Source organism: Proteiniphilum saccharofermentans (assembly GCF_900095135.1).
In the GTDB taxonomy this organism is placed as follows: domain Bacteria; phylum Bacteroidota; class Bacteroidia; order Bacteroidales; family Dysgonomonadaceae; genus Proteiniphilum; species Proteiniphilum saccharofermentans.
In genome coordinates, this window is record NZ_LT605205.1 from 1,197,710 (window position 1) to 1,213,169 (window position 15,460).

General features: G+C 44.2%; 6 protein-coding genes. 2 read left to right on the forward strand and 4 right to left on the reverse strand.

Annotation, left to right across the window (positions count from 1 at the left end; all coding sequences use genetic code 11):
• The first annotated feature begins 341 nt into the window (after positions 1 to 341).
• Together PSM36_RS04675 and PSM36_RS04680 are read left to right on the forward strand one after the other, a co-directional pair.
• The gene (locus tag PSM36_RS04675) at positions 342 to 4,385 is read left to right on the forward strand and encodes a hybrid sensor histidine kinase/response regulator transcription factor (protein WP_076929296.1); all 4,044 of its coding nucleotides are present in this window, start codon (positions 342 to 344) and stop codon (positions 4,383 to 4,385) included.
• A gap of 107 nt (positions 4,386 to 4,492) precedes the next feature.
• Complete coding sequence (locus tag PSM36_RS04680; RefSeq protein ID WP_076929298.1) at positions 4,493 to 7,600, forward strand: glycoside hydrolase family 2 TIM barrel-domain containing protein; 3,108 nt, start codon at positions 4,493 to 4,495, stop codon at positions 7,598 to 7,600.
• Positions 7,601 to 7,618: 18 nt separating this feature from the next.
• Here PSM36_RS04680 and PSM36_RS04685 read toward each other — a convergent pair whose 3' ends face one another.
• The 4 genes from PSM36_RS04685 to PSM36_RS04700 form a co-directional block, all read right to left on the reverse strand.
• Entirely contained in the window at positions 7,619 to 8,884 is a 1,266-nt protein-coding gene (locus PSM36_RS04685) for a DUF2264 domain-containing protein (protein WP_076929300.1), read from the reverse strand.
• Between the two features lie 7 nt (positions 8,885 to 8,891).
• A complete protein-coding gene (locus PSM36_RS04690) occupies positions 8,892 to 10,052 on the reverse strand; it encodes a glycoside hydrolase family 88/105 protein (RefSeq protein WP_076929301.1) in 1,161 nt (386 codons plus the stop codon).
• 614 nt (positions 10,053 to 10,666) lie between these two features.
• Positions 10,667 to 12,349: a RagB/SusD family nutrient uptake outer membrane protein gene (locus tag PSM36_RS04695; protein WP_019537802.1), complete on the reverse strand. Its 1,683-nt coding sequence runs from the start codon at positions 12,347 to 12,349 to the stop codon at positions 10,667 to 10,669.
• 28 nt (positions 12,350 to 12,377) lie between these two features.
• Positions 12,378 to 15,416, reverse strand: a complete 3,039-nt coding sequence (locus PSM36_RS04700; RefSeq protein ID WP_232001517.1) for a SusC/RagA family TonB-linked outer membrane protein — start codon at positions 15,414 to 15,416, stop codon at positions 12,378 to 12,380.
• Positions 15,417 to 15,460: the final 44 nt, after the last annotated feature.

Sequence of the window (15,460 nt, forward strand, 5' to 3'; positions counted from 1 at the left end):
TCTTTTGTATACCGCTAAAAAATGTTTTATAATGGATTTTTTATTATTTCTTTCCGGAAAAAACATTTTTTTATTCTATGTGCGAATAATTAGATGGCAAAAGTATTGACATTTATTAATAATGACAGATGGTGAATCAATCATTCTAAAGGGGTAAAATAACCATTCCAGGAATGACAGATTTATCTGTTGTGAGATTATAATTTTCTGTATATTAGTAATATGCATTATCGTTCAGAGGGTTTTGAAATTTGACTAGAGCATACTCTTGAATATATATATATATATGAGAAATTTTTCTAAATTTGTATCAGGATGTACAATGATTCTTCTTGTAGATTATGTTAAAAAAAGCAATTGTTTTATACTGTCTATTATTCATTTATTGTAATGTACGGGTGCAATCACAGGCTTTAAAACATTTCGGTGTTGAAGATGGATTATCTAATAATTATATTGTCGATATAATACAGGATGGACAGGGATTTATATGGACAGCGACAGAATCGGGATTAAACCGTTTCGACGGAAAGAACTTTACAGTATATACAAAGAATAATTCATCTATAGTGAGTAATGAACTCAATACATTGCTATACGATGAAGAGCAAAACAGTATTTGGATAGGTTCGCAGAGGGATGGGATCAGTATTTTTGACTGTAACTCTCAGTCATTTACTAATTACACTACCATGGAAGGGTTGATAACTAACGATGTGACACATCTTTCCCATGCAGCAGAAGGAGGGATCTGGATAACTCATTATCATTTAGGTATAGAATATTATGATAAGAGTACCAGGCAATTAACCCGCTTTTTAAGTTCGGAGATAGAAGGATTGAGACTTCTAAACTGGTGTTCTTTCGACGATGGTAGAGGTAATCTGTATGTCGGACATGCCTTTGATGGAATAAGCATTATCGATATAAAGAATAAAACGGCACGCAATATTCGCCACGAACCGGGAAATCCCAAAAGTCTTCCCGGAAATACTGTTCGTGTTATTTATATGGATCACTTGGGAAATATCTGGGTAGGAACAAATAACGGACTAGCTTTGTTTAATCCTCAAACTGAAGAATTTATCATATTCAGGCATGATCCCTCAAACCCACACTCTCTGGGAGAAAACTATATTTATGATATCAGGGAAATGAAAGATGGCTCTTTGTGGATCAGTACTGATATGGCTGGCATCAGTATTCTCGATCTCAGTAGTATTACTTTGCTTGATCCTAAAATGGTTACGTTCAGAAATATATCTATCACAAAGAACCATTACGGTTTATCTTCGTCAAATGTCAGAGTGTTATTTCAGGATTCTTTCGATAATATCTGGATTGGACATTACAGTCGTGGAATAGATTTTATCGGTAATAAACCCCCTGTTTTTCAAACTCTTTTGTATTCTATGGATAAATACAGAGACACGAATGAGAAGCAGATATGGGATATATGTATAGATAAAAACCAACAATTATGGGTCGGTGCCGAAAATGAAATTATTCTCCTTCAGAATAATGAAATAAGAAGAACTATCAATATTCACCCCTATCTGTCAAAAGCAAGTTCAAATGTATATATCAACAAAATAAAAAATGACAGCAATGGAATCCTATGGTTAGGAACAACTATGGGTGATATATTCAGGTTCAATCCAGAGAATTATCAGATAAAAACTACTTCTTTCGGCAAAAGGGGAGAGTATGCACATGAATTTTATGAGGATAGCGACGGGAAAATATGGATTGGAGCAGAAAACGGATTATATTCTTACCGGAATGGAAATATTGAGAAAGAAAGCCGTATCGATGACCAACTGGAGGATAAGACAATATATAGCATTCTGCGTGACAGAGAGGGGAAATTATGGATTGGGACATTCGGAAAAGGAATATTTATTTTTGACGATAATGATAATCTGATCGCCAATATAGTCAGAGATAAAGGATTTATCTCTAATGCTATCAATCACCTTTATATGGATTCCAAGGGAGGTATATGGGTTGCTACACGGAATGGATTGGCTTATTTTAAGAATACTGCGGATACAGACCAATATGAAGTATATGATGAGAAACAGGGACTTGAGAACTCATATATCCGTGCCATTCAACAGGATAACCAGGGAAATATCTGGATCAGCACCAATGCCGGTATTTCCTTGTGGAATGGTGAAAATTTTAATAACTATAATCACCAGGATGGAACCCCTATCGGAGATTTTACCAATGGTGCTGCAAGTCTCAGGGAAGACGGTATCCTTTTCTTTGGTTCACTCAATGGTGTCTGCTATTTTAATCCTGAAGAATTAACGAAAGAAAAACGAAAAGTTGTTCCTGTGCAAATTATAGAATGTCTGGCATTGAATAAACAGATAGAAAATTACAGCAGGGAAATTCTGGTTCCTACAACACAGCATAGAATAGAGTTGGCATATGATAAAAACTCTTTCAGGATCTCATTTTCAAGTCCTGACTATTCACAAAACCAGCAAGTCGAGTATGCCTATATGATGGAAGGACTTGACAATACCTGGTATAATACGCAGGATGAAAACCAGGTTGCATTCCGGAACATAGCCCCGGGAGAGTATACGTTTAAAGTAAAAAGCCGTCTGAAAAATCAGGAATGGGATGAAGTAAATATTGCCTCGCTGGACTTTATCATCCATCCTCCCTTATGGCTTACCTGGTATGCCAAGCTTTTATATGTAATAATAGCCTGTATAATCATCTTCTTCTCACTCCGTTCCTATAAAAAAAGTGTCGACCTGAAAACATCCCTTGAACTGGAAAAGAAAAACAGCCAGAACAAACAGGAACTAAACGACGAACGACTGCGTTTTTATACGAATATTACCCATGAACTCCGGACTCCGTTGACACTTATTCTCGGACCACTGGAGGATCTGGTGCAGGATTCCGGATTAGCACCAGTACATAGCAAGAAAATAGGTATTATTCACGCCAGCGCCATCCGCCTTTTAAATCTGATCAACCAGATTCTCGAATTCAGGAAAACCGAGACGCAGAACAGGAAACTATCCGTGTCGAAGGGGAATCTGGCAAATCTGGTTGCAGAAACAGGATTACGCTATAAGGAATTATCCCGGAATGATAAGGTTATAATCCATGTTGATATAGGCGAGAAAAATACAATCCTCTATTTTGATGCTGACGTTATCACTACCATATTGAATAACCTCTTGTCAAATGCAATAAAATATACAGCAGAAGGTGAAATTCGCCTTTCTCTGCGTTCGGTCAAGGAGAAAGACAATCACTATACCGAAATAGTGGTTTCCGATACTGGTTATGGAATAGAGGCCGACGCTTTATCACATATATTCGAACGTTATTACCAGGCAAAAGGTAGACATCAATCGTCCGGTACGGGAATAGGACTTGCCCTCGTTAAATCATTAGCCGATCTTCACGAAGGGACTTTGCATGTGGAAAGTACTGTCGGTAAAGGAACCCTGTTCAGGTTACGTTTATTAACCGGAAACACTTACCCTTCGGCTATACATACGGAAGAAAAATCGGCTACTGATACTATTGAAGAAGAACAGGACATCCAAAAGGAAGATAATACTGACAGCCGTCCTGTAATTTTGGTAGTTGAAGATGATAATGACATCCGGGGATACATTATCTCCTCTCTGGAAAACAATTATCATGTGCTATCCGCAACAAACGGAAAAGAGGGATTGGATCTGGCTAGAAAGCACATACCCAATATTATTGTCAGTGATATTATGATGCCTGAAATGGACGGTATGGAACTCTGCCGTACGATAAAAGAAGACATGCGTACCAGCCATGTTTCGGTTATTTTACTTACTGCTAAAGATTCTCTCTCTGATCAGGAAAAAGGGTATGACAGCGGAGCTGATTCCTATTTGACAAAACCGTTTAGCGCCAGGCTATTACGGAGCCGGATAGACAACTTGCTGGAATCGCGCCGGAAACTGGCAGAGCAAATCAGTACATTCGCCAAGGGAACAGTAAGGCATGAAAATAACTTAGTGGAAGAACCTCTAAAGATCAGTAAATTGGATGAAGAGTTTCTAAATAAACTCACCGAGATTGTAGAGAATAATATTGAAATGGAAGACCTTGATATTGCCTTTATCAAAGAAAAGATGAACATGAGCTATTCTACCTTCTATAGAAAAGTCAAAGGACTCACTGGAATATCTCCCAATGAGTTTATCCGGAAGATCAGGCTCAAAAATAGTCTCCGGCTCCTACTGGCCGGTTCATATCAGGTATCGGAAGTGGCATATATGTCCGGATTCAATGATGTGGTCTATTTCCGGAAATGTTTTAAGGACGAATACGGTATGGCTCCTTCAGAATATGCAAAATCAATGAAATAAATCTGTTTTGATTGATTTATCTCTCTTTTTTGATTAATTTCTCTTTTCATTCTAAGAGCCAATATATCTATTTTTGTTAAAATTATAAAGCACATAAAAATAATCGTATGAGAAAGACATCTTCCTTTTTATTCATTTCAATTCTGGGTTGCATGAATTTATTCGCGCAAAACGTTCCCGATTGGGAAGATCCGGAAGTTTTCGCAGTCAATAAAGAAAACACCCGGACTACATCGTTGCCTTATCCCTCCGAAGAGTTGGCCGTAGGAGATAACTACGATTCATCACCCTACTATCAGTCTCTGAACGGTAAATGGAAATTCCATTGGGTTCCAAGGGTATCGGAAGTTCCCGCCGGCTTTTATGAAGAGAACTACGATATAAGCGGTTGGGGTGAAATGCCTGTACCGGGAAACTGGGAATTTAACGGATACGGAATACCCATGTACGTGAATACCGGTTTTGGATTCAGGGCAAAACCGCCGCATATCGACAGGGAAGACTCTCCTACCGGAGCATATCGCCATGAATTCAGTATTCCCGACAGTTGGGACGGCAGACGTATTTTTATCCATTTCGAAGGCGGAACAAACTCTATGTATGTATGGGTAAACGGACAAAAGGTGGGATATACCCAAAACTCCAAAAGTCCGGCTGAATTCGATATCACAGATTACGTGAGAAAAGGTAAAAACACATTGGCTTGCCAGGTACACAAATTCAGCGACGGCTCCTATCTCGAGGACCAGGATATGTGGAGGCTTGGGGGAATAAACCGCAACGTTTACCTTTACAGCACGGCGCAAACCCGTATTTTTGACTTCTTTGCCCATCCCGACCTGGATAAAAATTATAAAAACGGCATTTTCAGTGTGGATATTACATTGAAGAACTATACCGATAACCTCCAAAATAACTCGGTAGAAGTTTCGTTATTAGACAAATCGGGCAAAAAAATATTTTCCCGTAATCAAAAATCGGGTATTCCTGCGAATGGAACCGCTGATATTACTGTTTCAGGGAATGTCTCCAATCCGTTGAAATGGACGGCTGAAACCCCAAACCTCTATACAATGCTTATCACATTGAAAGACGGTAACGGTAGGATTGTCGAATCCACATCGCACAAAATAGGATTCCGTAAAATTGAAATAACAGACGGACAACTGTTTGTAAACGGAAAGAAAGTTTTCTTCAAAGGGGTGAATCTCCACGAATTCAATACCCATACGGGTCAGGTGGTAACACGTAAGGAAATGATGCGTAACCTGCAACTGATGAAGGAACTCAATATAAACGCCGTCCGTACATCGCATTATCCGCAACAACCCTTGTGGTATAAACTGTGTGATGAATATGGCATCTACCTTGTCGATGAAGCCAATCTGGAATCGCACGGACTCGGTTACGGTCCCGACAATGTTTCGAACTTCCCCGAATGGCATGGACAACATATGGACCGCATTATCCGGCTTGTGGAACGTGACAAAAATCATGCGTCGGTCATCTTCTGGTCATTGGGTAATGAAGCCAGCAACGGAAAAGCCTTTTTCGATATGTACGACTGGGCCAAAGCACGTGACAACAGCCGTCCCGTGCAATATGAACAAGCCTATCAGAGGGACAGGAACACAGATGTTATCTGCCACATGTACCCATCATGGGAAAACATGAAACGCGATGCAGCCAAAGACCTCGGAAAACCTTATATCATGTGCGAATATGCCCATGCCATGGGTAACAGTATGGGGAATTTTCAGGAATACTGGGACCTGATGCGCTCCAGTAAGAATATGCAGGGCGGATTCATCTGGGAATGGTACAACCATGGATATCCTACCCACGATGAGCAGGGACGTTTCTACTGGGCATATGGTGGCGACCTGAAAGCCTATAACAAAATGAACAATGATAACTTCTGCATGGACGGTATCATTAGTCCCGACCAGAATTATATACCACATACCTATATCGTTAAGAAGGTATATCAGGATATCCTGTTTGAAGCAAAGGATCTGAATAAAGGAATTATTACCGTAATTAATGATTTCAAATTCACAGACCTAACCTCCGAAAAATACAGTTTCAAATGGGTACTCCTGAAAAATGGAGAAGAATTCAAAGAAGGCACGTTTACCACATCTGTTCCGGCGGATAGCCGAAAAGACGTTCATTTGAATTTGCCCGCTCTGGCTGAAGAAGCAGGCGTAGAGTATTTTCTCCAGGTATATGCTTACAGCAATCAGGCCACCGAATTAATTCCTTCCGGATTTGAAGTAGCCAAAGAGGAATTTGCACTTAACCCCAACAATTATTTCGTTGCCGGAAATGTAAACGGACAAATTGCCGTTGAAAAGCAAGACGATAAGATCATAGTCAAAGCAGGTAATCTGTCTTATGAATTTTCATCAAAGGACGGACGTGGTTTGTTAAGTATGAAAAATAAAGGACAGGATGTGTTCAGAGAACTGCCCCGTCTTAATTTCTGGAGAGCGCTTACCGACAACGAATTCGGAGAATGGATGCAGTATAGTACCCGTATCTGGGAATCGGCCGGACACAACACCATATACAGTTACAAAGGTTCCAAAGAGACATCAGAAGGATTCAACGCAAATTATGAAGTCAAGCTGAAAGGTATTGAAGCCAAAGTGGACATCACCTACACGGTAAATAAAGACGGTAGCCTCACCACTGCCGCTCATTACAACGCATTGTCCGATGACCTGCCTGAAATGCTGCGATTTGGCATGGTAATGACCCTACCCAAAGATTACAACGATTTCACATGGTACGGCCGTGGCCCTCGTGAAAACTATGTGGACCGGAAACACGATACATTTATGGGTATCTGGAGCGGAAAGGTAGAGAAACAGGCTTTTCCCTATTATCGCCCTCAGGAAACAGGAAATAAAACCGATGTACGTTGGCTCACTTTGAAAAATAAAGAGGGTAAAGGTGTCAGAATCGATGGTGCGCAGCCGTTATCGGTAAGTGCCACGAACAACCGTCCTGAAGACCTTGATCCGGGCATGACCAAGAAACAACAGCACTGGTCGGATGTATTACCCCGTCACGAAGTTGTACTGTGCGTAGACCTGTTCCAGCGAGGTGTAGGTGGGTTGCAGTCGTGGGGAGCAAAACCGTTAGACCAATACCGGTTCATGGATAAGGAATATTCCTACAGCTACACTATTAGCGTAAACGATCTGTAAGGTGTTGAGATAACCTTATTAGTATCTTATAGCATGGTCTTTGGGAAAGGAATTCCCGTGCCATGCTTTTTTTGTTGTCCAGTCTTCCGCGGCAGAGGTCCAGAATGAATGATCCGCAGGTAATCCCAGTGGTAGAAACACTTCCGAGGTGAGATACATGCTACCGTTGTTGGTATACCAGTCGGCAAGATTGGGTTGGTGGCCGGCAAATCCTAGTTGCAGGAATCCTCCTTCATTGAAATTACCTTCGTTCATGAACATCCGTTTCATGACAGCAGTGAGTGCACTTCTGACCTGCCCTTCGGCCAGTTCTTCCGGTAGAAGTTCCTTCCATGAGAGCATGGATAGAGGTTGGAATACACCCAGGCGGTAGGTCATGGAACGTCCGAACAACGGAAAGGTTCCTTCGGGAGAAATAAAGCGCTCCAATATAATTCCGAAGCGTTGCATCCGTTTTTTCGCGATATCCAGATCCTTCCGAACTGATTCCGGGTTTTTGTCCCTCAACGGTATTTTTCTGTCTACAAGTACCTGAAGAACCTGCACATACATCGGTTGTATCACATAGCTGTTATAGTAGTCGAAAGCGAAATGCTCTCCGTCGGAATACCATCCGTCGCCCACGTACCATTCATCGATCTTCCTGATAGCACTGTGTATGCGGTACATATCGTATTGCGCTCCTGCTTCCATCAGGAAAGTTTCGACCATTGCCGAGAACAAGAGCCAGTTGGTGTAAGGGGGATCGATACGGCGGAGTTGCTGGAATTCCTTGATATACCGCTCTTTGGTTACCTCGTCAAGAGGTTCCCATAACTGTTCGGGGGCACGCAGAAAACTACTGGCGATATAAGCGGCATCCACCAACGGCTGCCCTTCATTTCTCCATAACAGGTAGTCGGGGCTTTCAGGATCGACCGCATGCGCGTAACTCTTCAATGCCCATTCCCGGAGTTGTTTCCTTTGTATCCCTTCAGCTGTATTATCATCCGGCAGGCTAAGCCAGGGCGCTATACCCGACATCAGCCTTCCGAAACATTCCATATAGGTAACGTCTTTATCTCGTCCATCCCATGTGGGACTGACTTCCACCTGCATATTCTTTTTCAATTCGCCTTTACTCATATTTTCAAGTACAGGCGCGGCGATCCTGTATGCTAACGCGGTCCAGTATGCACGATCACTCTCTGCCGATGCAACGGGTGAATCATTCACAGTTTCCGCGGAATAAAGTGATATAATTATTAACAGAGAGGATACTATAAATAATAATGCTCGTTTCATATGATTCTTACTTCAAATGTTTCACCATCTCAGAGGCAGCCAGCAGGAAAGCACCTACACCGAAATCGGCAGTGGTTTCCGCGTTTATAGTATGTTGATCGGCCCGTTCACCGATAGGTTGTACATAGCCTACTTTACCGTTATCCTGCAACGCGATATCGGCCAGGTAATTCCATGCTTTCTCCACCACAGGGTCATATTCATTTCTATCAAAGAAACCATTGTTTATTCCCCATAAATAGCCATAAAGGAAGAATGCAGTTCCACTGGTTTCGTATCCCGAAGCATGGTTGGCATCTAACAGGCTTCTTGTCCAGAATCCCTCATCCTGCTGGCAACCGGCAAGCGCTTTCGCCATATCACGATATATGCTTATATATTCATCCCTGTGAGGATCGTTTTCAGGCAGATCCTGCAACACTTTAGCCAGTCCGGCAAATACCCATCCGTTGCCACGCGCCCAGAAGTCCTTCTTCCCGTTGTTTGTCTTGTGAGCAGGATAGATATATTTGGCGTCCCTGTAAAACAAATTGCTTTCCTCGTCGTACATCAGTTCTTTTGCAAAGGAGAAATATTCATAGAGTTTTTCCAGGTACAGCTTATTTCCTGTTATATTATGTAGTTTGGTCATCACGGGCATCACCATATACAACCCGTCGGCCCACCACCAGTAATCATTCTGCTGTGTGGCCATCTGGTACTCCATTACCTCTTTTGCACGTGCAATCTTTCTTTCGTCTTTTGTTTCATCCAGATTATACAGGTCAACATATACATGGAAACAGATCTGCCAATCTCCGAAAAGCACAAAATCGTCAGACTCCCCATATGAATACTTCCAGTTCTCCTTATTGTCTGATTTGGCTCCTTTCCATTCGTTGTGTTCTGCCCAGGCTTCGGAATATACCCTGTACGCCTCTTTTCCGGTCACTTCATAAGCAGCCATATTGCCGGTATGATAGGCCGCTCTGTGCCAGAATGCATTGCCGTGTTCCGGGTGATTGGCCTGCCAGTAGTTGTTTACTTTGGTAATGATATCAATCACTTCTTTTACATCTGTTTTTTCATGTGTTTTATTATTATCCTGATTCGGAGCACATGCAGTAAAGCAGACAATTATTACCGAGAAGAATACCATTACAGACAAATCGTAAAACTTGTAGTTCATAATTCAGAGAGTTTGTTTGTTAAAATAAAGTGCAAATATCTCATTTATCTCTCAATATCGGGTTATTTTATCACTCAAAAACGTTTAATTATCATTCAAAATCATTCTTGAAGCCGAATTCTGCATGTAGTCTATCTCATCGGCAGCCAAATATATATGAAATTGATCCTCAGGCACTCGAACTTTCCGTTAGGGGTATCGTTTACCGCCACTCCCGTAGCAACCTTGGGTGTTATCAGTATCTTATAGCATGGTCTTTGGGGAAAGAATTTCCCTGCCAAAAATCGTTCACTTTTTCATAATACGATTAAAATGATTTATCAGCGATGCAAATAAACTTCAACTAAATGATTTTACCTAATCATTGTTGAATAAATTCCAATAGAATTGTATCGTGTCGATATTTAGGTGTTTAATGATTTATTCATTAGGATTTTATTTTAAGGAAATACCCCCTATAAATGTTTCAGAAAGGGTGCAATATCGATCAATAATACCTTTCAATACTGATGGCAAAGAATAAAAGAAGCGGGGCAATGCCCCAAACCCGAAGCAAGCCCCGCTTCCGCTATCCTTGAAACTTGTCAAAAACGTCTATGCAGAACTTTGTCTTTTTAGTAACCCGGATTCTGTTTCAGTTCAGCCTCCTTGTTACGCTGGATCTCTGAGAGAGGAATCGGCAGCAGCGTATGCTTGTTTGCATCAAAACCGGTGATGGGTTTATAAAGGTCATCGTTCAAAGGAATACGTGAAGCCAACATGCCTGTACGGTGCAATGTCATACGGCGATTCTCCTCACCGATCAGTTCGCGGGCGCGTTCATCCAATATAAAGTCCATATTGATATCCGAAGCTGATACTTTACCTGCATCGGGTACAAGCTGACGGTACTCCTTGAATGCGCGGTCGCGCAATACGTTGATATCGTCGGCAGCACCGGCAGTGTTGCCCTGACGGAAGCGGGCTTCCGCACGCAGCAGGTAGGTTTCGCCCAGACGCATCATCGGCCAGTCTTTTACGACAGCATAACCGAAGTCATCCGTCGGGTCATAACCGCCCCACTTGGTACAATAGGTGTACATCGTTTCTATACTGTCAGTAGCGTATAAGATGATGGGATCACCCAACTCAACATGTACTTTCCTTACACCGGTTCCTGAAGCTACCCGCCAACCATTGGCATCCACATCAATATCTGCGCCGGTAAAGCCCGGTTTGTTATAATAAACTGTCCGGCGGATGTTGAAGTTGGAATTGCGGATGTCGCCCTGCAACCCGCTCCACGCATAATACTTCATGAAGTTGCTCAGGCGCAGGCGTCCGTTGCCGCGGCCTCCGAGGGAATCGCAGTTGGCATAACCGATATCAATCTTATGCAGTGCGGGTTGCCACACGCGGCGCTGTTGCGGATTGTCGATAGTCCCGCCCGTAACATTGACATTATATTCCATCTCAAATGTCCAGATGGCTTCGGTATTACCCTCCGAACGGCGCTGGTTCCCGAAACGGAACATGTCGCGGTAATAATCGCCGCCTTCCCCAAGGTACTTGCCGTACCGGGCTTCAATCAGCTTGTACTTGCCGCCGTCAATAATCTGGGTAGCCATCTGTTCCGCCTTGGCATAGTAGCTGTTGTCGCGCATGCCCATGCGCAGATATGCCTGGGCGCCCAAATGACGCGCCATGTCTTTGTTGCAACGGCTTGGCTTGGCCGCGGCGCCCACTTCAGGCAAATTGGCAACCGCATAGGTGATGTCTTCGTCGATGAGGGCATCCACTTCGGCAATCGGCTGGCGGGTGAAGTTGAATGTCGGCACAGATACCGGAGCGCTCAACAGGGGCACATCACCCCAAAGGGTGACCAGCTGGTCGTAGGCATACGCACGGAAGAAGCGTGCTTCAGCACTTGCAGCCGGATTCACTTCATCAACAGCCTCAATAATCAGGTTGGCATTGTTAATGAACTCATACAGCTTGCCCCAAAGATAGGAAACACCCGCATTTTCGGAATTCAGGTCGGCATACTGGTAGAATGGATTCTCTACGCCTTGCGTTGCGCCGGCGGAACAAACGTCAGTACCTATCTGCCAGATGCCCCAATAACCCTGATTGCTTGAATAACCGCCGATTTCGGCAACGATGCGGTGCAAGCCCGCCAACTGTGCATCCACGGTGGCATTGTCTGTCGCACCGGTGGCATCAAAACTATACGGATCTTCTTTCAAATAGTCGCTGCCACATGAAAAGAGGGTCATGCCCAGGGCAACCAATGAAAAGATGAATAATTTATTTCTCATTTTACATCATTTTTATCAGGTTAATACTTTAGAAAGTGACATTAAGGCCAAATACGATGTCGCGCGTAACAGGGTAATTCACGTCCCAATTCGTCGATCCACGCGTGATATATCTGGCTTCCGGATCCCAACCGATCCAGTTGGTAAACGTATAGAGATTGCGCCCGCTTACATAGAACTGCACATCGCCTAAACCGGCCTTATTCAACAGGGACTTCGGCAAACGGTAACTCAACGTGACATCCTTGATACGGGTGTAGCTGGCATCGCTCGGGAATCCGTAACCGTGTGAGTTGGAGTGGTTCCCCAGCGAACGCCATTCATTGCTTTTGTTCTCCGGTGTCCAGAAACCGACCTCAGCCGGGCCGTTGCGACGGCCAAGCTCATCGGAAGCCGTGGCAAGCACACCATTGTTGCTCATGACACCCTGGACAGTCTGGATGAAGACGCTCAATGAAAAGTTCTTGTAGGTAAATGTGTTTGTCAGACCTCCTGTCCATTTGGGTTGGGTTGTGCCAAGAACCCGCCTGTCGTTATCATCGATCTTGCCGTCGGGCCCGTCTTCGGGAAGACCGTCGCCGTCTGCATCGGGACTGCCGATATCAGCGAGTTTCAGGTCGCCGGCGACAGCTGAATCATCCCAACCGATGTTGCCGCCTTCGGCGACAGGTTTGCCAATCTCATCTTCCTGCCATATACCGACCTTCGTATAGTCATAAATCACACCGTACGGTTTCCCGATAAACCAGCGGTTACCAAGATCACTCTTGCCGTTTCCATATACATCCACCCACTTGCTGGTATTCTTTGCGAACACAAGTGTGGTGTTCCAACGGAAGTCTTTCGTATCAATATTGGTGGAGTTCAGGGTAAGTTCTATCCCTTTATTGTTCAGCACACCAATATTGTCCCATACATCGGCAAAACCGGAAATGGTGTTCAGGCTTTGAAGCAGCAATACACCATCGGTCGTACGGTCGTACCACTCGATGGTACCATTGAGGCGGTTGCTCCAGAGACCGAAGTCGGCAGCGATGTTGATCGACTTGGTGCGCTCCCACTGGATACTGGAGTTACCCATACGTGTGCCTACCTTCATGGTAGTGGTAGTACTGCCATCCATAGCCAAAGTGTTCGATGTCAACTTGAAGAACGAGCTGTAAACAGGCAGCGAAGCATTACCGGAATATCCGTAGGAAGTACGGAGTTTCAAACTGTTGAGCACGTGGGTGATGGGTTGGGCAAACTCTTCCCGGGTTACATTCCAACCGATAGCGAAGGAGGGGAAATTTCCCCACTTGGTATCGTCTCCAAATACGGAAGAAGCGTCGCGACGGACTGTCGCGGTAAACAGGTAGCGGCTGTCGTAGTTGTAATTAAGGCGACCCATAAGGGATTGAAGACGACGCAGGTCGGCCTCGGATGAGACAGATTGCGTGGAACCGGTCTCCAGGTTGCCCCAGCCGAGGTTGTCATTCGGGAACATGCGGGAGTAGGCATAAGCTTCCTGCCAATACTTGCTCGAGGCCGAAAACAGTCCGGTAAAGTCGAAGTGATGCCGCTGAATGTCCTTCGCATAAGAAAGGATGTTCTCAATCAGGTAATACTGCGATTCGGAGTTGTAGATGTATCCATAGCCGTTTTCGTTGTAGACGGATTTACCCTCATAATAATTGTTGCGGGTAGGTATATAGGTATAACCACCGTTCAAACGATACTTCAGGCCGGCAAGCGGTTTCAGCAGATTACCAAAGTCTATTTCGCCATAACCGTTGATGGAGATGTTGAACGAACGGCGTTCGGGGTTCAATGTAGTATTCAGCAACGGGTTTGCCCACAATGTTTCTGAATACATAGGATAGTGGGTGTAGGTCACGCCGTCGTCTTCATACATCCTGGCATAGGGAGACATGGCGGCGGCATTCAGCAAATTGGCACGGCCGCCGTCGCGGTTGTGAGCCGTAATGGAAAGACTTGAGCCGATGGTGACGTATTTCGTGGGCTTCACGTCGATGTTGCTGCGGACGGCATAACGCTTGTAGTTATAACCTTTCACAACACCTTGCTGATCCATAAAGTCACCGGCTACATAGTATCTGGCTGCTTCGTCGCCTCCGCTTATACTCAGGTTATGGTTCTGGATGATACCCTGCTGGGTTACTTCGTCGATCCAGTCAATTGTCTTACCTGCCTTGAAGTTATCCACCTCGTAAGCATACTGCACACCACCGTAATCGGGGTTTAACGGTTTATTCTGGATACGCGCATATTCGGCATAACGTTCAAGCAACTGGTCGGTCGAACCCGGTTCAAGCACGTGGGCAATTTCGGAGAACCCGACCCAACCGCCGTAGCGGACGGTCGGTTTGGCAGAAGCCCCACGCTTGGTAGTGATAAGGATTACACCGTTGGCACCCTGCACACCATAGATAGCAACAGAGGAAGCATCCTTCAGAATCTCGATAGATTCAATATCGTTGGGATTGACATCGTTAAGCGAGGCATCCACCGACATGGCTACACCATCCACCACAATCAGCGGGGAATTGCTCAAGTTTACCGAACTTCTACCGCGGGTAACGATACTTGCGGCATCACCCGGCACGGATGAAGTCTGGGTGATGTTCACACCGGCAGCCACACCCTGGATGGACTGCGCAATGTTTTGCACGGGCAAGTTGCTCAAGCGTTCTTTTGGCACTGAGGTAACCGAACCGGTAATGTCCGAACGCTTCTGCGTACCGTAACCTACAACTACCACTTCATCGAGGGTTTGGGTGTCTTCTTCAAGGATAATGGCCAATGACCGGCCGGTTACAGGTACTTCCTGTGTTATATAACCGATATAGCTGATCTGAAGGGTGGCTCCCGGAGATACGTTCAGGGTAAAATTACCATCGATATCAGTTATGGTACCATTGGTAGTGCCTTTCTCCAGTATACTCGCACCAATAACTGCTTCGCCATTCAGGTCGGAAACATTACCGGTTACGCTGGTTTGTGCAAACACCGTCATGCTGCATAAGCATAAGGCGATACATGTAATAAATGTTTTTAGTTTGTACATAGATTAATAATTTAGTAATGATATTACATTGGAGTTTATATGAA